The organism is Photorhabdus sp. HUG-39 (assembly GCF_963878365.1).
GTDB classification, from domain to species: domain Bacteria; phylum Pseudomonadota; class Gammaproteobacteria; order Enterobacterales; family Enterobacteriaceae; genus Photorhabdus; species Photorhabdus kayaii.
Genome location: NZ_CAWNWY010000003.1, coordinates 112,027 through 134,050 on the forward strand (window position 1 = coordinate 112,027; position 22,024 = coordinate 134,050).

The window sequence follows — 22,024 nt, forward strand, 5'->3', positions numbered from 1 at the left end:
CGTTACCTATGCTCCCGGGGATTCACTCCCTTGCCGTCGCGATCCATCTTGAAATCCATGGGTATAGATAATAAGAATCGTTTACAACAAACCGCCCCTGCCTACAGGAAACAGGGGCGATGGGTATTACAGCGGATGAGTTTGCGCTTCAACTGCCGCCAGAGCGACCATATTAACGATACGACGTACAGAAGAAATTGGTGTCAGAATGTGTACCGGTTTGGAAACCCCCATCAGAACTGGGCCAACGGTAACGCCTTCAGAACTGGTGACACGTAGCAAGTTATAACTGATACGGGCAGATTCCATATTCGGCATAATTAACAGATTGGCAGCCCCTTTCAATGGGCTATCTGGCATGATGTCACGGCGAATACTTTCAACCAATGCGGCATCACCATGCATTTCACCATCAATTTCAAGCGAAGGTGACATTTTATTCACCAATTCCAGCGTCTGGCGCATCTTCTGTGCTGAGAGGCAATCTGTGGAACCAAAACTTGAATGAGAAAGCAGCGCAACTTTTGGTTCAATACCGAAACGGCGGACAGTCTCTGCCGCCATAAGGGTAATCTCGGCCAATTGTTCAGGCGTTGGATCATTGTTGACATAAGTATCCGCAATAAAAGTATTACCACTTGGCAACATCAATGCATTCATTGCACCAGCAGTATGAACCCCATCACGGAAACCAAATACATTTCTCACGACATCATAATGTTCACTGTAACTGCCAACGGTACCACAAATCAGGCCATCAGCTTCACCACGCAGTACCATAATCGCCCCAATCAGGGTGGGATTACCGATAACGGCACGACGAGCTTGTTCAGCAGAAACACCTCGACGTTTCATAATGTGATGATATTCCTGCCAGTATTTTTTGAAGCGCGGATCATTCTCATTATTGACGACTTCAAAATCTTTACCCGCTTCAATATGCAATCCCAGTTTCTGGATACGCATTTCGATAACACTGGGGCGACCAATTAGAATCGGGTAAGCCAGCTCAAGAGAGATCAGCTCCTGAGTCGCATGCAATACACGGACTTCTTCCCCTTCGGCCAAAACGATACGCTTTTTCGCTTTCTTAGCCTGAGAAAAAATAGGTTTCATAAACAAATTTGTTTTATAGACAAACTCATTCAGCTTCTCGATATACGCGCCAAAATCTTTAATCGGGCGGGTTGCTACGCCGGAATCCATGGCTGCTTTGGCAACTGCCGGGGCAATTTTCACAATCAGGCGCGGATCAAATGGTTTAGGAATAATATACTCCGGGCCAAAAAACAGATCCTGATCATCATAAGCGGAAGCCACTTCTTCACTCTGTTCCGCCAGCGCTAAATCCGCAATCGCATGAACACAGGCGAGCTTCATCTCCTCGTTAATGGTTGTTGCACCAACATCCAGCGCACCACGGAAAATAAACGGGAAACAGAGCACATTATTAACCTGATTCGGATAATCAGAACGACCAGTACAAATGATTGCATCAGGGCGAACTTGTTTTGCCAATGGTGGCAAAATTTCTGGTTCAGGGTTTGCCAATGCCATGATGAGTGGGTCTTTAGCCATCGTTTTCACCATGTCTTGAGTCAACACGCCAGGGCCGGAACATCCGAGGAAAATATCTGCACCAGGGATAACATCACCTAATGTGCGGCTGCCATTGTCTTCAATCGCATAGGCAGCTTTAGTTTCTTCCATATTTTTATCGCGACCACGATAAATCACCCCTTTAGAGTCACATACCACAATATTCTTGCGTTGCAGCCCAAGCGCAACCAGCAAGTTCATACAGGCAATTGAGGCAGCTCCAGCACCAGAAACGACTAAGCGAACCGCTGAAATCTCTTTTTTCATAATCCGCAAGCCATTCAAAACAGCAGCAGTACAAATTATCGCTGTGCCATGCTGGTCATCATGGAATACCGGAATGTTCATTTTTTCCCGAAGTTTTTTCTCAATATAGAAACATTCCGGTGCTTTGATATCTTCGAGGTTAATTCCCCCAAATGTCGGCTCCAGTGCCGCGATGATATCAATCAATTTGTCAGGATCAGACTCATCAACTTCAATATCAAATACATCAATACCTGAGAACTTTTTAAACAGGACACCTTTTCCTTCCATCACTGGCTTACCTGCCAATGCACCAATATTCCCCAATCCTAAGACCGCACTACCATTAGATATCACTGCCACAAGATTGCCACGCGCAGTATATTTGTAAGCCGCTAATGGATCTTCTGCAATTTCCAGGCAAGGCGCAGCAACACCTGGTGAATAAGCTAAGGCCAAATCTCGCTGAGTTATCAGAGGCTTAGTAGGAGTAATTGTGATTTTCCCTGGTTGTGGAAACTGGTGAAAATCCAATGCACTCTGTTTTAATTTTTCATCCATCGTCGGATCCTTTATATACAATCTGGAGTAAAAGCAGGAGCAGTATAATAGGTACTGAGTGTCAAATCATAACACTGACAGCATCTTATCAATAAAGTAACACTTTTTTGCTCATAAAAAGCACTACCCAATTTCTCCACTAATACCACTACTTACCGCCTATCCCAATAGGACTATTTTATTTGCCACTCTTTGCCACTCTTTGCCACTCTTTGCCACTCTTTGCCACTCTTTGCCATAAAGAAAAGAGCGAACCTGGGCGGTGCTCACTATTCATTTATAAGAGCGGTCTGCAACAATTACGCTTATTGGGATGGGGACTTAATCAAGGAAAATAAAGAAAGAAACATTATCATTTATACAATATCATTAAAGTTATAGTAACTTTAATAACTATAACATGGAAAAACTCTCAATATAAATTCAATTAAAATAAATTTTATAAAAGAAAACAAATCTAATAATAACTCATTTAACATATTGATTTTTAACATCATTGAAAGAAGTGAAGTTATGTATTTTTTATGAAAATTACTCATCTTCTTTTTTTACTTATCAAACTAATTTGCGCTATTTATATTTTTATATCAGGATGTGCTTTCTGGACTTACAGAGCTATCAACTTTGTAAATCAATCGGTTTTGATAAAATTTTTTCATAGCAATTTAATTTAGGGCAGACCCATTAATTACTGCCTTTTAATCAAATTCAAAGTCTGCATTTCGTGGCTTTACTTATTTAAGGGAGAAGGAAAATGTATAACCATTCAGTGATGATAGTTGATGACCACCCTCTCATTCGCCATGGCTTGAAACAGATTGTAGAGCTCGATCGGGCGCTTACCGTAACAGCGGAAGCTGACAATGGTGAAGAAGCAATAAATATTGCATGCAAGCTGAAACCTGATGTCATTATGATAGATCTCAATATGAATGGTCTTTCAGGCGTGGACACGATTAAATCTATCCGTAGAAAAGGGATCAATTCTTATGTACTGGTATTATCCGTTTCAGATGATCGAAATGATGTTTACGCAGCCATTGACGCAGGAGCTAATGGCTACTTGCTTAAAGATAGCGACTTAGATTCGTTATTAAGCAGTATTCGCCATGCTGCTCGTGGACAAACTGTATTTAGTGAAAAAATATACCAACATCTCGCTAACCGTCATAAACATGTTGATCCTTTATCTGAATTGACTAAACGTGAGTTAGATGTATTAAAAGAAGTTTCCAGTGGCATGACCAATAAGGAAGTTGCTGATGTCTTATTTATTTCTGAAGAAACGGTGAAAGTACACATCAGAAACTTGTTAAAAAAACTGAATGTACGTTCCCGCCTGGCTGCAACAATCATGTATTTGCAACATAGGAAAAATGGAGTAGCCTAATACTTCTTCCGAGCCGCTCCTTGAGCTTATTACCGAGGGTCGGCTCTTATCGCTGTTATGTAGTAAATGTTATGTAGCAAATACCCCCTATGAGAACAGGCCAATAAAATTGAGTCTCCTGTTTTGGTATCTCTGATAATAAAAATCAGGATATCATCTGGATAAAACAGGCATTTTCCAGCATTATGTTTAGGTATTTAAATTTTTTTAAGGATCTGTTAAATGATATTGGATAAATCTTCTCAACCCGCTTTTACTCTCTATGGGATCAAGAATTGTGACACGATAAAAAAAGCCCGTCGTTGGCTGGAAGAACAGGAAATTACTTACCTGTTTCATGATTATCGTGTTGATGGACTCAACGCAACACTTTTGCAGTCATTTATTGACAAACTGGGTTGGGAATCATTAATTAACACCCGTGGTACAACCTGGCGTAAACTGACCGAGCAACAACGAACGACAATTAATAATGCTGACGCAGCAAAGGCGTTGATGTTGGAACAACCCGCTATTATCAAACGTCCACTATTAATTTCTGCGAAAGGTGATTGCCTATTAGGTTATAAGGTGGATGAATATCAGCAATTTTTTGCTGAGGCACTCTGAAATGACTTGCCCTGTAATTGAACTTGCACAACAACTCATCAGACAACCCTCTATCAGCCCGGACGATAAAGGTTGCCAAAATATTATGATCGCTCATTTGCAAGCAATTGGCTTTACCATTGAACGGATGCCCTTTGGCGATACAAACAATTTTTGGGCTTATCGCGGCATAGGCCCGACATTAGCCTTTGCCGGACACACTGATGTCGTCCCTGCGGGCGATGAATCTCAGTGGGAATATCCCCCATTTGAGCCAACTATCCGTAATGGCATGCTATATGGCCGGGGTGCGGCAGATATGAAAGGCTCATTAGCTGCCATGATTGTCGCGGCTGAACGTTTCGTTGCCGCCTATCCCAACCATAATGGACGTCTGGCCTTTCTTATTACTTCAGACGAGGAAGCGAAAGCCACCCACGGCACCATTAAAGTGGTTGAAGCCTTGATGTCCCGCAATGAACGTTTGGATTATTGCCTGATAGGTGAACCTTCTAGCCAGCATCGTCTTGGCGATATGGTGAAAAACGGCCGTCGAGGTTCCCTTACTGCTAATCTCACTGTTCACGGTATTCAAGGCCACGTTGCCTATCCGCATTTAGCTGATAACCCAATCCACCGTCTCCTTCCTGCTTTACAGACATTGGTCAATACACATTGGGATAAAGGGAATGAATTTTTCCCGGCGACCAGTATGCAAATTGCCAATATCCACGCGGGAACAGGCAGTCATAACGTGATCCCTGGGAATGTGCAAGTTCAATTCAATTTCCGTTTCAGTACAGAACTGACTGACAGCCAAATCCGTGAACAGGTTGAAACTATCCTCAAAAATCACAATCTCAATTACACGATTGAGTGGATACTAGCTGGTCAGCCTTTCCTAACAGCCAAAGGTGAGTTAGTCAATGCCGTCATCCAGGCAATAGACCAATATTGCGGCTATCAACCTGAATTATCTACCAGTGGTGGTACATCCGATGGGCGATTTATTGCTCCGATGGGTGCTCAAGTTGTCGAACTGGGGCCACTTAACTCAACAATTCATAAAGTTAATGAGTCCGTTAGCGCCGCCGATCTGCAACAACTCAGCCGGATTTATCAACGTGTTATGGAGCAATTAATCCAGTGATCACAGCAAATATGTTAACCGGCCTGGCTACTGGCCACTTGATTTCTCTCTTTGGCAATCATCGATTACAACCAGAAGCCGCCAATGCTTTTCTTTCCATGCAACAAGCCGCTGAAAAGGCCGGAATGAATCTGCAACCGGCCAGCACGTTCCGTGATTTTCAACGTCAGCAAGCTATCTGGAATGGAAAATTCCGGGGTGAACGCCCTGTGTTGGATAAAAACAGCCAACCCATGGATATCACCCAATTATCAGAAGGAGAACGCTGTAAGGCAATTCTTCGTTGGTCCGCCCTGCCCGGTGCCAGCCGTCATCATTGGGGAACAGATTTGGATATCTATGATCCAACGATGCTACCGGATAACCAGACGTTATTACTCGAACCTTGGGAATATGAAAATGGTGGTTATTTCGCACCGTTAACTCATTGGTTGACCGAGAATATGGCTCATTTCGGTTTTTACCGTCCTTTTGTCGGTAACCGTGGCAGTGTCGCTGATGAACCGTGGCATATCAGCTACCAACCATTAGCCAAGCAATTGGAAAAATTGCTGACTCAGCAGATGTTACTGGATGTATGGCAACAGCATGACATCGCCGGCATTGACTGGTTATCGACTAACTTACCTTATCTATTTGAAAATTACCTCCATGTTGCGCAGGAGACAACCTCATGCAATGGTTAGCTGATTACTGGTGGATTATTTTAGTTTTATTGGTTGGCGTTCTTCTCAATGCAATTAAAGAGTTACGCCGACTGGATGTTAAAAAATTTCTGGACAATAAACCGGAACTGCCTCCTCATCGGGATCTTAATAGCAAGTGGGATGATGAAGATGATTGGCCCCAGAAAAAGCCGTAGTCCACTCTTGCCAATCTTTGGCAAGTTTCTTATCGAAACTTGACAACGCCTGTGCGGTTTCTTGCCGCCAGAGTCGCATTAATGCCTTATATCCACTCAACTTCAATACGGTGATGCATTGCTCAACACTCATTTCTTGCTGGAGATGATTTCTCAGCGCAATCAACGGCAAATCACTGTTCAGCAACAATCGTTGCAAGGCCGGTAATGAAGCAGAAAATGGTCGGTGAGCAAATGCAAAACCTGACAGTTCCTGCCAATCATGCTGATTGAGATGATGGTCAGTTTGGTAATCAACAGGCAAGCTAAATCCAATCTGCGATTCCAGCCAATGTGCATCACGGGCAAGCTGTTGCTGAGCTTGAATCCCCAGCACAATCCCTTGTTCACTCAGGGGAAAAATAGCCATTGCCGTATAACAACCGCTGCTGGCTTCTAAATGAGTTCCTATTCGCACTAATTGGAAGCCACATTTTTGCCATAATGCCCAAAGCTCCGCGGTATAACCAAAGCTAACAGAAATAAAATCCACCCCCTGTTTTTCTGCCCTTTCCCGTTGATACGCGATCATTCCCTGAGCAATACCTTGCCTGCGATGATTAGCCTGTACAGCAACCCTGCTGATCCGTTGAGATTTCAAAACCGCCGCCTGTGGTAAACCGCTATGGGCAGCTAACGATTGAGCAACCAAATTTCCTCTTGGACGACGCCTGCCTGCCCATATTTCATGAGCTAACTCAAGCGCCAATCCACCCTCTTCAACCATCCACAAAGCCCCCATTAAGGCATTATTTCCAAGAGCCGCAACAAATTGCATGCCTTTGGCATCAAGTAAACGCCGTAAATCCAGAGGTGAAGTTTTGTAGTGAGCGCTGGTCAATATGCCGTAAAACTGCCTCAGCAATTCAGGTTGTTTAATCCATTGTTGCTGATGACAAACGTGATAACTAATAGCCTTATCAGAATTGTTGACAGGAATTGCATCCTCAAACAGTAACGCTTTTTCCAACCAGTTTTCCAGCGGATCATTTTCCGCCCAACGCACAGGAGCCGTCAGGTTTAGAATATGACTATCAGGGATTCCAACACAAAATTTAAGTAAAAATCCGCGTCCTGTACCTTCATATCCCTGCACAGTTGTGGTCAACAATATTCGGGGAAAATAGCTGATCAACTCAGATAATTGAGGCATTGGAATAGCAGCGGCTTCATCGATAAGCAACCAATCAATATCTGACACGTTATTTTGTCTACAATATTTCAGCAAATTATCTACGGCCCAGAATTTTCCCCTTTCCCCCGCATAATATCTGATAACTTCGGTTGCCGCTTTTGCTGGTGCAGTTAACCAGCAATTTCCTTGCCATTGCTGCATTAACATACCTGCAAGTGTCGATTTACCTCGCCCTCTTGGCGCAGTAATGACCCATACCCCCTGATTTGCCCACAAAAGTCGAGTCAAAATGGCATGCTGGCTGGCTGTTGGGTTGCCATCAGGCAGTTGCCACGCACTATATTGTGGAAATTCAGGGATACATAAGGGATCATGTTGCCGCCATAGCAAAACTTGGGGATCGCTAACAATTTGCTGCTGAATATGCTGAACAAAATGCGGTGTTGGAATAGCATCTAACTGTTCGTTCCAACGTGCGCTATCCTTATCTGGTTGATAACGCCATTGGTACCAAGATGGAACCATCATCACCAACCAACTTCCCGCTTTCAATGTGCCTGCCAATATCGCCAGTGCTTCCGCATTAAAACCTGCGGTAGCGTCAAATATTCCATGCAGATATTCCTGACCTAATAAACTGGCCGCCTTTTCTGGCAGCACAGCGTGCTGTTTACGATAAGAGATCCATAACCAATCACCCATAAATCTTTGCTGTAATTCATTAGCCTGTAAATAGCACCAATGATCATCTCCACTCAACACCAGCAAACGACGTAACCCTTGCTGCTGCATTTCCGTCTGTATCACACTCAGTTCCGGCAACATAACGGCTATGATTTACCAATCAATAATGACAAAATCCCCGCTGCAATCAGCGGCCCCACAGGAACACCTTTAAACAGGGCAACACCCAATACCGTCCCCACCAGCAAACCCGCAACTGTCGATGGCTGATTAGACATGAGTGAAATACCCCGGCTACCCAACCATGACACTAATACACCTATCACTATCGCGAGTAACGATTTCCAACTCATAAACGAGTTGAGGACAGCTTGTACCGTAATTTTTCCACTGGCGATAGGAGCCATTACTCCCACGGTCAAAATAAGTACACCGATAGTCAACCCATATTTTTCCACCCACGGGAAAAAATGATTCAGTGGCGTTATACGGATAACCAGCAAGAGCAGCATTGCAAGAGTGACAGTCATGTTGTGGCTGATGATACCCAGTGCGGCCAACACTAGCAGCACCAGTAAAGTAGGATCGAGATGACTCATAGATTTCAATACCCTATACCCGTTATCTTTCAAGTTGCTTCTTTGTTGGCTGCACTCCCTTGCCGCCGCGATGCATCTTGAAATCCATAGGGTATTAATCCTATTAGGCTAGGGCAATTTTTCCTTATGTTACAAAAATGACAGGTATTTTCGTATTAATTCAAACAATTAACAAGCTAACGTCGCACCACCATCGACCACAATATCCTGTAGCGTTATATGGCTTGCCAAATCAGAAGACAAGAAAAGTACGGTGTGTGAAATTTCATTAACATTTGCAATCTTACCGAGGGGAATACCTAATTTATATTGCTCAGGATACCCGTTAATCATATTTTTTTCATCATCATCAGTTTTCCACATGGAACGCTGCATAGGGGTATCTGTCGAACCAGGCGATACAACATTACAACGTACACCAAACGGCGCGAGTTCTAGCCCAACACAATGCGTTAAACTTGTCAGTGCTGATTTTGATGCACAATAAGCCGCCATTTGCATACGTGGAACACGTGCCGCATTAGAGCTGACGCTGATAATAGTGCCACCGCGCTGACGTTTAAAATGGGGAATCACTGTACGAAATAGATAAAAAGCCCCAGAAGCATTAACATTAATACAACGATGCCAGTCACTAATATTTAGCTCATCAATATTTCCCAATTGCAATATACCGGCAGCATTAACCAGAATATCTAATTTGGCTGAGATAGACAGTTGTTGGGAACAAATCATTTCAACCTTTTCTGGATCACTGATATCAAGTTGTATACATTGATAAGGCAAATTATCTTTCTCAAATATGCGATCGAAACCTATTACGTTAGCACCAAGCGCGGTAAAATCACGGGCAATTTGTTCGCCAATGCCACGTGCCGCCCCGGTTACCCAGATGGTTTTATGGCTAAAATCCATTTGTAAATTTTGTTTATTTTTCATATTATTTGTTCTTTAATGGCGATTTATTATGCATTTTTTATAAATTCGATTTATCGAAATTTACTGATGAAATTATTTCTTTCGTGCCCATAACCATTCCTGATTTTTCAGCAACATATTTTAAAGCCATGAGGTGATCTTCAAGTGTAAAATCCGCTATCGCATCACCCACTAAAAAAGGCTTTATATCTCTCATGAATGCGTCAACCGCAGTAATCATACAACCAATATGTCCATACACCCCGCAAATAATTAATTGATCCCGACCTAAGTCTTTTATATTTTTTTCTAACGAAGAGCGTTGAAATGCACTATAACGACACTTAACTATTACAATATCATCATTATTAGGGGCCAACGCACGGCTAATATTCTGTAAATGGGGTGATCTATTCAAGCCAGCCCCCCATATATCATTAAGTAATGCACGCTCTTCATCACTTTGTACTTTAGGTTGTGCTGTATATATAATGGGAATCTCTTTTTCTTTACAAAACATTCTCAACAAATGGATATTTTCAATTAATTTATTGATTAGAGGGCTATTATCACCGAAAAACTGCAAGAAATAATCCTGCATATCATGAATAAGTAAAATTGCCCTATGGGGTTCGAATAACCAAGATGCTTTATTGCTTGGAAAATCTTTTGGCTGAGGTAGTATATAATTTTTCAATGATGGAATGGTCATTTTAATACCTTCATGTCATTAATTAACTTTCTAATTTGTCTCGAATGATTTCTCTTAATAATAATTTATCAATCTTTCCGACTGGTGTAACAGGCATAACATCAATAATCTCGAAACGATCAGGCAATTTATATTCAGCAATCCCCATTCCCCTTAAATATTTCCTCAGTTGCAACGTGTTTATATTCGGATCAGCCACCACAATAAAAGCACAACTTTTTTCTCCCATCAGAGGATCAGGCATCGAAACCAAAGCGCTATGGATAACACCTTCATGTTTGAGTAACAAAGATTCAATTTCTTCCGAAGCAATTTTTTCACCACCGCGATTAATTTGATCTTTCTCACGTCCGACAATACACACATAACCCTCTTTCGTCATATAGGCTAAATCACCGGAATAATAAAAACCTTCTTTATCAAACACCTTCGCATTGTGCTCTGGACTTTTATAATATCCCCGGAATGTATATGGCCCACGAATGATTAACATACCCGCCGAACCTGGCGCTTGGATATTGCCTTGATCATCAACGATACGTATCTCATCATCTTCACTCATTGGGCACCCCTGAGTGGTAAATATACGTTCATCATCGTCATTAAGCCGGGTATAACATACCAACCCTTCGGCCATACCAAAGATCTGTTGCAACTTACATGAAAAAAGTTTCGGTATCACTCGCGCCACACTTTCACTTAACTTTGCTCCACCGACTTGTAATAGCCGAAGACTTTCTAGTGAATATTCGTATTTCCTCATTGTCTGAATCCATAACGCAACAGCCGATGGCACCAGTGAGGTCATTGTTACTTTATGTTCACGTATGAGTGGAAAGCAGGTCGTAGGCCCAGGATCTGTTGCTAATATGACACAACCACCCGCATAAAATACGCCAAGCGCCCCCGGAGAACTCAATGGATAATTATGTTGCGCCGGCAAAGCACAAAGATAACGGGTCTGTTGTGTCAACTCACAAATTTCAACACTGCGTCTCACACTATAATAGTAATCGTCATGCGTCCTTGGAATTAATTTAGGTGTCCCAGTGCTCCCACCTGAAAGTTGAAAAAAAGCGACTTCATCTGAACGTGTCGTCTCAAAATTCAAAGGTAAATTTATTGGCTCTAACCACGGCTTTAATTCATTGGTATATAATTCATTAGTATATTGTATTTTGCGACCATCAATGACGATATTCCTTAACCGTGGACAATGTGTCTTTAATTGCTCCAGGAAATCATTATTCTGTAAAAGTGAATGCTCTGACGAAAGTACAATCAGACTTGGATCAATTTGTTGCGCATAAGCAAGTAACTCTAATTTATTATGGCTAAATAATGCATTAATAGGTACTACCCCCATTTTCAGTAGCGCAAAAAATGTAATATAAAATTCAGCTATATTTGGCAATTGTACGATAGCAGTATCACCTCTCTTTATTCCCGCTAACATTAAATTTATGGCTAATGCAGATGATTGTTGATCAAGTTGATGATAACTAAATTTACGGTCACCACAGATAATTGCTATTGCTTCAGGTTGTCTCTGACATTGTTTATAAAGTATGTCAGTTAAGGGTTTACCAAGCCAATACCCCTTTTCACGATAATGTTCTGCTAATTCAACCGGCCAGGGTGTAAATTCAATAGACATGATTTTATTCCTTACAATAATATTCAATACCTTGAAAAATCGTCGATTACTGTTTATACCTATTTACTTTATCCTCAACCAGAAATATTTCTAACCCTATTTTGTGAGCTGCTTCTAAATAAATTCATTTCGTAACAAATCATACCTAGTGCAAGCGCTCAAAATACAAATTTAATTACCTAATATATTGCAAAATAAAATCATATTGCTAATAGTTAGTAACGTACAACCTTTAATCCAACAAGGGTAAATTATGTCATGCTTTCCTCCTGGATATTGGGAAAAATATCCGAACACCGCCACCGTAATCACAACATATACTTGCAATGCTGCTTGCAAAGAATGTTGTTTTGAATGTAACCCCTCGGTAAAAGCGCGTTTAAGCCTGGATGAAATTAAACAATTTATTGCACACTCAAAAGCTAATTTTCCAGGGCTAAAGTTAGTTGTTTTCAGTGGTGGGGAGTGTTTCCTGCTAGGTAAAGATCTGATTGAAGCCATTCGCTTTGCCTCAGATCACGGCTTATTAACTCGTTGCGTGACTAACGGTTATTGGGGAAAAAATAGAGAAAAGGCGCAAAAAATCGCCCAAGACTTAATAGATGCTGGCATCACAGAGATGAACATCAGTACAGGGAAAGATCACAGTGAATGGATTCCCCTTGACAGCGTAGTGACCGCGGCAGAAGCATTGGCCGAACAAAATATCACAACACTGATTACAGTAGAACAGGATACCTTTGATTCCGCCATTGCAACGCAAATCACCCAGAATCCTGTTATTAAGCGACTGAAAGAAAAAAACAAAATTAACTTACAGCGAAATACCTGGATGCCGTTCTATGACACCAGCGAAGAACGAAAAGATGTTCCAAACCGGGATCAGCAACTGGCAAAAGGGTGCGATCAAGTCTTTGAAAATATTGTACTGACACCACACGGTGAAATTTCCGCTTGCTGTGGGCTGACATTAGAGCATATCCCCGAAATGAAACTTGGCCGTTTGCAAGGAGGCGATGTATCTCAGATTTTTAAAGGTCAGGAAGAAGACTTTATGAAAGTCTGGTTAAGAACTGAGGGGCCATACAAGATCCTAAAAAAATATCGCCCACAGAATAGCAGCATTGATCTAGAAAAAATCGTTCATCCTTGCCAAGCTTGTGCTCATTTGCATAAAGACGAAAAGACACGCCGGAATCTGTTAGATAATTATCACAAAGAAATTATTCCGGTAATAAAGAAATTTAACGCTAAAGAACGGCTGGATCTCATCTACTACTCAGCAGAAAAAAATGCCATTAATTTAACTGAGGAATGAAAAATATATACCCTATGGATTTCAAGATGGATCGCGACGGCAAGGGAGCGAATCCTCGGGAGCATAGATAACGATGTGACCGGGGTGAGCGAGTGCAGCCAACAAAGAGGCAGCTTGAAAGATGACGGGTATAGTGGTAATCAAGGAAAGGAAATACTTTATTCTTCTTTAGGAATATTTTTACTTGTTATTTTGTGATCGGACTCTAAATAAGGGTATTTTGTCGCAAGACATATTTAGTCTAAACGCTCAAAATATAAATTTAATCAACTAATCTATTGCAAAATGTCACCATCCAGCTAATAGTTAGTACCGTCTAACCTTTAATCGAACAGAGGATAAATTATTCTACACCCTATGGATTTCAAGATGGATCGCGACGGCAAGGGAGTGAATCCAACAAAGAGGCAACTTGAAAGATGGCGGGTATATGTTTTCCCATTGAGTATTAGATGCCATACCCAAATACTGTTATGGTCATCACAATATATACTTACAATTAATATCGCAGGCAAGAAATATCAGTTAGATAATTATTTCATGAAATTATCTCAGTAATGAAGAAGCTTAGAGCCTATCTCAATAGGCGTAATTGTTGCAGGCCATTCTTATCAATGAACAGTGAACACGGACAGCGCGGAAAAACCGGAGCGTACACGTAGTACGTGAGGATTTTGAGCACTGCCCAGGTTCGCTCTTTATGGCAAAGAAGGGCAAATAAAATAGCCCTATTGGGATAGGCAGTTAATAAGGAAAGGTTATATATTATCTTATATAAAGCTCAATAAAAAAAGAATTCCGTTAACTTATAAAGGAACGAATTATGAAAAGACGTACATTTATTGGCGTGGCTGCCGGTGCAGCTATTGGCAGTGTCATACCCACCGTCAATGCTAGCACTGATAGCAACCGCCTGTTTGGCGTGCCACGTTCATTACTCTCTCCGGGGGAGGTTGAAGAAAATAAGCTAAGGCTGTCAATGTCAAACGCCAAACTCCCGGTTGAAGTTTGGGAAGAGATCATCACCTATAACCGATTCTGGGAAACCCTACAACAACAGCCCAATTTAGCATTAGAATATCGGGAATCACCGGAAAAAGTGCTGACTGAATTTGGCATAGACAAAGATATCGTGAGCCCCGGTTCCGCAGAGGAATTACTGCTATTCATCACTTATGACAAAGACTTAATGAATGCGGTAAAAACCAACGACTATGAAGCGCTCTTTTCCCACTTAAAAACCTATGGTTTAAACGAAAGGGGTTCAAGTCTGAGAAGTCGAATCAATCACCATCTCAATCAAGATGCCAGTCTTGTCGCACATTTTAAACAACACATCGAATCCTATCAGTTCCAAGATACAGACACTCCTCCTCTTATCCGGCTGAAGGAAATTCTGGAACCCTTAAACCGTGAAGATGATACCAGTATTGAGATTGCTCGCCTTGTGGTAGGGGCAAATGTCGTTGCTGCGGTTAACGTAGCTGTTGGCACCCGAGTTGTCGCAGCGGTGAACGCGGCTGCGGCAGTTAACGTAGCAGCTTACTTGAGCCTGGCGGTACAAGTAGCGGTTACTGTATGTATGGCAAATTATTTACCCAAAATTGATCATAGCGACCTTTCAACCGGCACGGCTTCTCTTCATCTTGCCAGACTCTATAACAACCAAGAAATGGTCGATACACTGGTCAAAGAAGCTGTCAGAAGAGAAATCACCGCTTGTCTGTTTGCGGCGCAAAAATGTGGTTATATCAATCTGCCCGCAACCCGCGAAGAACGCAAAGAAGTGATTCATCTCTTTACCGAATTATCTTTAGGAATGGCAGCAGCATGAATAATATCGTGGGATTAAATCCAGACTTCAAAGTCATATTAATGAATGTCGCGATGCTCGTCCTGATCGCTTTAGTTTTTCTGCCTGTACCATACTGGCTCAGTAACAGCAATCCCAATAAGCTGGCGGCAAGTATTGCGACAACGCTCTTTGTCATCATTACCTTATTTATAGGCTATCAACTGTTATCAAATAAAGCCGTGGTCAAGGAAGGAAAATTATTGATGAAGTCCGGGGTATATTCACACGAATGGGTTATTTCCTCATTACACCAGGAAGAAGGCGTTTCCTTGGAAGATTTTAGTCGAAGTAATGGTATACATATTATTCATTATTCGTCTGGATACTACCACAAGGGACAAAACAAATATTTTATTCTGCGTGTAAGTAAACGCCCTCTGATCTGCTTTAGCTCAGAAGATAATATTGGGTTATGCATAGATGAATCTATTTTTGAAAAAATAAAGGGCGAGTTACAAGGTAAAATATAGCGTGGAGCCGCAAAATAATGGAATATAGTGACAATTATTGGCCGTTGAATTATACACAGCTCCGTTTAGCTATTGCTAACACTGTTGCTGACGATAAGTCTGTCTTCAATGTCGGTGAATTCGTCAGTTTCAGTGATAATATTAGTTTGGCAAGATTGAAGCAGGCCATTATAACCATTCATCACTTCAATGATGGTTTTTCCTTACGTTACCGTATTGCTGAACACAATATTTTTCAGGAGAAGGGATCTACATCGGTCGAAGTTATACCAATAAAACTGTCAGAGCCAACAGTAGAACCAGCGGCAAAAGCGGATTTTGCAAAGAGAACAACTCAACCGCTAGCGCCTGAAAAGGGCGTGACGATAAGGCATTATCTTTACTTTAATGATGTTGGGTGCTATTTCTGGGGAATCATCGCTCACCATATTGCCACAGATTATTGGGGCATAGGTCAGTTAATTCATGATGTTTTGTCTTGCTATGAACAACAAACATTCCACCCAACATCAGCGGCTATTTTTACCTATCAGGCTTACCTTGACGAAGTTAAATATAAAGCAAACGTGCATTATGCCAACAACAAAGAGTATTGGAATAATTACCTCAACCAACTGCCCAAATTAGAGGATTATGCCCGTAAACGCCTATTTCCCTCAAAAGCAATTAAAGTAAGCCGGCCGCTCACCGCAAATAACGGTGGTTTTACCTTTAATGATAAATTAATGATGATACTGGCTCTATGTCTGCAAATGACCAAACGAGATCGCTTATCAACAAGTATCATCAACTTACCCTTCTCTAACCGACATGATAAAGGAGAGTACCGCTATTATCGCCCGGCAATGAACACCTTGCCTGTGATGGTTTCTTTGGCCCCGCAGGCAACAATAAAACAGATCCTCGTAGCAATGCAGTTGCAAATTAGTCTGCATAGCAAACATAGCCGTATTGATATAAATGATTTAAATGATGAAGCAATCAGTCGAGCAGATCAATTTACTGCCGCTCCCTATGTTAATCTGCTACATGAACTTGAACATGATCTTATGAAAGATAATCGCGCCATTCGCGGTTGTATGACTTCCGGCGCAGTCAATAATTATGGTATTAACATCCGGTTTTCTCCTGATGGGAAATCAGCATTAGTTGAATTGGATGTGGGAAGCCGCCTGTATAGTCATTTTGCCGCCCATACTCTAATCGACGATTATTTACGTATTTATAGTACGATTGCAGAAAATATTAATGAAACGGTTGAGACATATTGGGGGAAATATAAAGCAATTGAACCAATGGATAATATTATATCTAGCCTAGATAACCCAGAAAATATTGTCGTTAATCACCCTATCAAAGAGAATATTATTGGTCGAATAGCACAAATAGTTGCAGTATCGCCGGATAAAAAATCAGTCATTTATGGGGATCAAGCAGAAATAAACGTCGTGCATTGCCTTAATTACCGTGAACTTTACCGCAAATTATCCACTTTCAGTCAATTGCTATTATCCTGCCCACTACAAAACCGAAGGGTCGCCGTATTATTGCCCAGAGGGGTGGATTCCTTATTATCCATATTATCCATCCATACGGCGGGATTATGTTTTGTCCCAATCAATATGACATTTGGGCAAGAAGAGATAAATAATATATTAAGTAGCCTGAATATTTCTTTATTAATCACTGCTCGTCATTACCATGAAAAAGTAAACGATGTTAATAATACGCACATTCTCTTTATCGAAGATATAGAAACTCGCCCTTCCGAGATATTTCTGGGGCATGATATAAAACGTCCCGCAACTCAAGAAGACGAAGCCTATATCTTTTTCACATCAGGCACCACAGGTGTACCGAAAGCAGTACCGATAACGTTTAAGGGGCTTTATGCCTATTTGGCGGCAATGACAGAGCAGTATGATATTAAACAAGATGACGTTATTCTCAATTTCAGCACCCCCGTTTTCGATGCTTATATTGAAGAGGTGTTCGGATGTTTTTATCAAAGCGCCACATTAGCCATTGTCAATGATAATATGATCGTTGAACTGGAGACACTATTTTCATTTTGCCATGCACAATCGGTCACTATAGTTAATTTTCCTACCAATTATTGGCATCAAATTGTCTTTTTCCTACATTCAGCCATTAAAGAACTCGCACCTTCGATTAGAATGACAATTATCGGTGGCGATCTAGCAATGGATAAAGCCATTCATCATTGGTTGGAAAAAGTAGGATGCGGTATTTCCTTGATTAACTCTTATGGCCCAACAGAATGTTGCGTTGTGGCTAGCAGTCACAAAATAGATGATAAATTTCAACCCGGTAATATCATTGGTAAAGCGCTAGCAAATACCACTATCGTTATTCGCGAATATGGAACTGATAAGATAATTAATGGCAGTAGTGGAGAAATATGCATCCGTGGCGATTCTATCTGTACCGGATATATTAATGATAATCAGTCAACTTCACGTAAATTCTTACAGTTGAACGATGGAGAAATCTATTATTTAACCGGAGACCGTGGATTTTACGATGCCCAAGGTAATTTAAATTTCATTGGCCGTCTGGATAAAGAGCATAAAATTGACGGGAAACGTGTCGATCTGGATGAAATGCAAAAATTACTTACAGCGGCGATTAATATTGATGATATTCATTTAGCAATAAAAGAAAATGAAACGGGGTACCAATATATTAATATATTTATACCTGATAGATCATGCTCAATCACACGTCACGAAATCGTCTCATTTTTGCGTGGATGTTATCCAAAATTACAGGTACCTTTTATTGTCGAATTATCATCATCCAACAATTCTGTTACAATATCAGAGTTGAATAAAGAAGATAATATTTCGCAAATTAAAGACGAAAAACGAGAAATATTTTTCGCTTTATGGCGGGAAGTTTTTGGCGATAGCGATGGCATTGTTGATGAAGAGACTAATTTCTTTGACGCTGGCGGTACTTCGCTTAAAGCATTATTATTAATTAACAAGATCCAGCAACGTTTTAATTGTTCTATTCACCTGGAAGATTTCTATCACACCCCTAGATTAGGTTATCTATTACAATCTGTCATTCAACAAGGGCAAATACCAGTTTTAATCGATAAAAATAGCACTTGCCTGACAGAACAACACGACCAGTATTATTGGATCATCGATACTATCTCTAATCGTTCCGGCGCTCATAATATCCCACTATATTATCATCTGACCGGCGAGATTGATTTAAAGAAATTACGTTACGCTTTGCTGTATATCATGCAATATTTCCCTGCCCTCTGCCAAAGAGTCACCATAATAGATGGGCAACTCTCTTTAACCCTCTCACCCGTTATTGAAGAGAACCTGCCTTTCGAATATATCGATTTAACTTATGCTACCGGCATCAATATTGAAATTTCATTCCGCAAAATCTTAAATGATATGGCATTTAAACCGATGGAATTACAGGATAATCCACCGGTATATTTTAAGTTATTAAAAATAGCAGAACATAAGCACTACCTTTTATTAAATTTTCATCATGCATTTTGTGACGGGATGTCGATTGCTCATGTGTTGCAAAAATTATCTTCTGCTTACGCAGATAATGTACCAAAGATTGAAGCCGCGACGGAAACAAGCATTAATCTCATTAATCAGCGCATGTCAGACGAAACATTAAATTTTTGGACAGAAAAATTGTTCAACGTCCTTTCGGTTGCCGGACAAAATAATGATTCATCGGAAGCTCATCTTAGGGTCCGAGGCCGACGTTATTCAATGCCGTTGTCTCCACAATTAATTGCCGCACTATCCAGCACGCAGAAAAAATATGCGGTGACTCTAGAACATATTGTGATTGGCGCATTTCTGATGACCATTAACTCATTACTCAATAAAGATGAGATTATCATAGGTATTCCTTGTGCCAACCGCGTTCCTCCCATACCGTTTGACAGTGTTGGTAGCTTCGCAACCACACTACTGCTGCCCTACGTTACTGCGGAAACTTCGCTGATTAACGTATCCAGGTATGTCCGCGATTTTCTGGCAGACGCGAATACTCATTCCAATATCTCACTGGCCTATTTGAAACAACATCTCCATCACCACCACGGTATGCAATTGCCGGAAGTCACTTATTATTTTTCTTCTCAAATAGGGTTTGAAACCGGTTTATATCTTGGTGAAACCCGTTGTACCAAAGAAAAAATCAAGGGGCTCAAGCCTAAAGGAGATATCGCGCTCGAACTGATCAATTTGCCAACTGGGATAGGTCTGGAATGGCTCTACGATGATGATATTTTCTCTGAAGATATCATCAGCGACATGGGGCTGTTTTTGATTGATTTATTGGATTGCATAGGCACTCAGCATGACCTGATGCCTGGCGATACGGAACGATAACAAATGGTAAAATGGATGCTGATTGTGCTGGTCAAAAAAAAGAAATGGGTTGTTATCACTATCATCATGATCGCTTTTCTTGCCGTGGCTTATAACAACTTTAGCCAAAAAGAGACATCTACGGTGATGACAGAACAAATCATCACCGGAACGTTAGGTGATGTTATTACTACGGTAAATGCTGCCGGTGTTGTACAACCAACCCGTCAGGTCAATGTTGGTAGCCAAATCTCAGGCCAGTTAACCAAGTTATATGTTGAAGTCGGGGATATCGTTGAAGCAGGTAAGCGGGTCGCTAGCATTGATGATACTTTTTATCGTACTAAAGTTGAGGCAAGCCGAGCGCGACTAGAAAAATTGCGAGCCATGTTGCAGGAGGAACAATACACTTATCAGCTTCTGGTCATCACGGAAAAGCGCCAAAGAGAGCTTAACCTGCACTCCGCAACCAGCCAGCAACTACTGGATGAGGCTGCTTTTGGCGTCAAAAAAAGCCAAGCAAGAATTGAAAGCCTCAAAGCAGACATCAGGCAAAATGAACATATTTTGCATAGTGAAGAAGTCAGCCTCAGTTATACCCAAATCTATTCGCCGATTGCCGGCGTAGTGACTGCAATTCATGTTGACCCCGGGCAAACGCTAAATGTCAATCAACAGACACCGGTTCTCATGCAAATTGCCGACCTCAAAAATATGACTGTTTATGCAAAAGTTTCCGAAGCAGATATTAACCAAATCGTGACGGGGCAAAAAGCTTCCTTCAAGATCTATAGTACAAATCAGCATATATGGCACGGTAATGTTAAGAAGATTATGTATAAGCCCGATCTCATTAATAACGCTGTTTATTATACCGTGCTATTTGATGTACCTAATGATAATTTCCTGCTTAAACCCAGTATGAGTGCGGATGTCACTATTGTGACCCACGAAAGCACCGGCGTAGTGACCATACCCAGTGATATACTGAATAATAAGCGGCATCAACCTTTGAACGATAATCTAACTACCTATTTTTTACGTGAGATGAAAGATGGAAACATCGTAGTAAGAAAATTATTGATCGGTCATAACAATGGAAGACGTTCAGTCGTTGTCAGCGGATTGCAAAATAACGAGCAGATCGTTGTACTTTCCAAACAAGATAATCTTGGGAAGAGCCAAAATGATAACACTAAATAATATCTGCAAAACCTACGGTAATGAGAGTAAACAACATCTTGTCCTGAAAGATATTTGCTTAACCATAGACCAGAATGATTATGTTGCTATTCTTGGTCGCTCCGGTTCAGGGAAAAGTACCTTATTGAATATAATAGGGCTTTTGGATATCGCCAGTGCGGGAGAATATCTTATTAACGATCTCACGGTAACTCAGCAAAAGATTCACTCATTGGCGCTTTTACGGCGAAAATATTTTGGCTTTGTTTTTCAAAATTATAACCTGCTGGAAAACTACCGCATTGATGAAAATATCTTGATGCCCATGTACTACCTAAAAAGAAACTTCAATTATGACAGAGAACATTTCCGTTACTTAATCGATCGTCTCCAGCTTGACAATTTATTAGATAAATACCCGCGCCATCTATCAGGGGGAGAACAGCAACGCGTTGCTGTCGCTCGCGCTTTGATCAACAATCCAAAGTTTATTATTGCTGATGAACCTACCGGCGCGTTAGATACCACTAATGCGACCAACCTCATGCAACTTTTTACTGAATTACATCACAATGGATGCGGCATCATTCTAGTAACACATGACCAAGTTGTTGCCAAATATGCCAAACGCCGGCTATATCTGGACAGTGGTTCTTTGGTGGCTCAATGAG

17 protein-coding genes and 1 pseudogene are annotated in these 22,024 nt (G+C 41.2%); 12 read left to right on the plus strand and 6 right to left on the minus strand.

The window, feature by feature from the left end:
* Nucleotides 1-126: 126 nt before the first annotated feature.
* Entirely contained in the window at nt 127-2,406 is a 2,280-nt protein-coding gene (gene maeB / locus AAC155_RS03425; protein WP_113041032.1) for an NADP-dependent oxaloacetate-decarboxylating malate dehydrogenase, read from the minus strand.
* Nucleotides 2,407-3,160: 754 nt separating this feature from the next.
* Between maeB and AAC155_RS03430 the strand changes: the two genes are divergently transcribed.
* From AAC155_RS03430 to AAC155_RS03450, 5 genes are all read left to right on the plus strand, one after another.
* Entirely contained in the window at nt 3,161-3,796 is a 636-nt protein-coding gene (locus AAC155_RS03430) for a response regulator (protein WP_011146941.1), read from the plus strand.
* Between the two features lie 225 nt (nt 3,797-4,021).
* Nucleotides 4,022-4,405: an ArsC family reductase gene (locus AAC155_RS03435; RefSeq protein WP_113041122.1), complete on the plus strand. Its 384-nt coding sequence runs from the start codon at nt 4,022-4,024 to the stop codon at nt 4,403-4,405.
* A 1-nt stretch (nt 4,406) separates the two neighbouring features.
* Nucleotides 4,407-5,534: a succinyl-diaminopimelate desuccinylase gene (dapE, locus tag AAC155_RS03440; RefSeq protein ID WP_113041033.1), complete on the plus strand. Its 1,128-nt coding sequence runs from the start codon at nt 4,407-4,409 to the stop codon at nt 5,532-5,534.
* Nucleotides 5,531-6,220 (plus strand): M15 family metallopeptidase, encoded by a 690-nt coding sequence (locus AAC155_RS03445; protein ID WP_113041034.1) that lies wholly within the window; start codon nt 5,531-5,533, stop codon nt 6,218-6,220. The genes dapE and AAC155_RS03445 overlap by 4 nt, the downstream gene beginning before the upstream one ends.
* Nucleotides 6,208-6,396: a YpfN family protein gene (locus AAC155_RS03450; protein ID WP_112877663.1), complete on the plus strand. Its 189-nt coding sequence runs from the start codon at nt 6,208-6,210 to the stop codon at nt 6,394-6,396. The genes AAC155_RS03445 and AAC155_RS03450 overlap by 13 nt, the downstream gene beginning before the upstream one ends.
* On the opposite strand, the gene AAC155_RS03455 is transcribed toward AAC155_RS03450, so the two are convergent.
* The 5 genes and pseudogenes from AAC155_RS03455 to AAC155_RS03475 all read right to left on the minus strand — a co-directional run bounded on the left by AAC155_RS03455 (nt 6,347) and on the right by AAC155_RS03475 (nt 12,140).
* A complete protein-coding gene (locus AAC155_RS03455; protein WP_113041035.1) occupies nt 6,347-8,395 on the minus strand; it encodes a tRNA(Met) cytidine acetyltransferase TmcA in 2,049 nt (682 codons plus the stop codon). The genes AAC155_RS03450 and AAC155_RS03455 overlap by 50 nt on opposite strands.
* 5 nt (nt 8,396-8,400) lie before the next feature.
* On the minus strand, nt 8,401-8,853 hold the full coding sequence (locus tag AAC155_RS03460) for a DUF441 domain-containing protein (RefSeq protein WP_113041036.1): 453 nt from the start codon (nt 8,851-8,853) through the stop codon (nt 8,401-8,403).
* Nucleotides 8,854-9,021: 168 nt separating this feature from the next.
* Entirely contained in the window at nt 9,022-9,792 is a 771-nt protein-coding gene (gene dhbA, locus AAC155_RS03465) for a 2,3-dihydro-2,3-dihydroxybenzoate dehydrogenase (RefSeq protein WP_113041037.1), read from the minus strand.
* Nucleotides 9,793-9,862: 70 nt separating this feature from the next.
* Nucleotides 9,863-10,483: pseudogene (locus AAC155_RS03470) on the minus strand (isochorismatase family protein); the annotation flags it as partial.
* A 22-nt stretch (nt 10,484-10,505) separates the two neighbouring features.
* Nucleotides 10,506-12,140, minus strand: a complete 1,635-nt coding sequence (locus AAC155_RS03475) for a (2,3-dihydroxybenzoyl)adenylate synthase (RefSeq protein ID WP_113041039.1) — start codon at nt 12,138-12,140, stop codon at nt 10,506-10,508.
* A gap of 253 nt (nt 12,141-12,393) precedes the next feature.
* Between AAC155_RS03475 and AAC155_RS03480 the strand changes: the two genes are divergently transcribed.
* The 7 genes from AAC155_RS03480 to AAC155_RS03510 all read left to right on the plus strand — a co-directional run bounded on the left by AAC155_RS03480 (nt 12,394) and on the right by AAC155_RS03510 (nt 22,023).
* On the plus strand, nt 12,394-13,458 hold the full coding sequence (locus tag AAC155_RS03480) for a radical SAM protein (RefSeq protein WP_113041040.1): 1,065 nt from the start codon (nt 12,394-12,396) through the stop codon (nt 13,456-13,458).
* A gap of 75 nt (nt 13,459-13,533) precedes the next feature.
* A complete protein-coding gene (locus AAC155_RS03485) occupies nt 13,534-13,656 on the plus strand; it encodes a hypothetical protein (RefSeq protein ID WP_262405103.1) in 123 nt (40 codons plus the stop codon).
* A gap of 625 nt (nt 13,657-14,281) precedes the next feature.
* Nucleotides 14,282-15,292, plus strand: coding sequence for a hypothetical protein (locus AAC155_RS03490; RefSeq protein ID WP_113041041.1), 1,011 nt, complete (start codon nt 14,282-14,284; stop codon nt 15,290-15,292).
* Nucleotides 15,289-15,783, plus strand: coding sequence for a hypothetical protein (locus tag AAC155_RS03495; RefSeq protein ID WP_113041042.1), 495 nt, complete (start codon nt 15,289-15,291; stop codon nt 15,781-15,783). Before AAC155_RS03490 ends, AAC155_RS03495 begins: the two co-directional genes overlap by 4 nt.
* A gap of 17 nt (nt 15,784-15,800) precedes the next feature.
* Complete coding sequence (locus AAC155_RS03500) at nt 15,801-20,192, plus strand: condensation domain-containing protein (RefSeq protein WP_113041043.1); 4,392 nt, start codon at nt 15,801-15,803, stop codon at nt 20,190-20,192.
* A gap of 3 nt (nt 20,193-20,195) precedes the next feature.
* Nucleotides 20,196-21,374: an efflux RND transporter periplasmic adaptor subunit gene (locus tag AAC155_RS03505; protein ID WP_229015594.1), complete on the plus strand. Its 1,179-nt coding sequence runs from the start codon at nt 20,196-20,198 to the stop codon at nt 21,372-21,374.
* Nucleotides 21,358-22,023, plus strand: coding sequence for an ABC transporter ATP-binding protein (locus AAC155_RS03510; protein ID WP_113041044.1), 666 nt, complete (start codon nt 21,358-21,360; stop codon nt 22,021-22,023). Before AAC155_RS03505 ends, AAC155_RS03510 begins: the two co-directional genes overlap by 17 nt.
* The last annotated feature ends 1 nt before the right edge of the window (nt 22,024 follow it).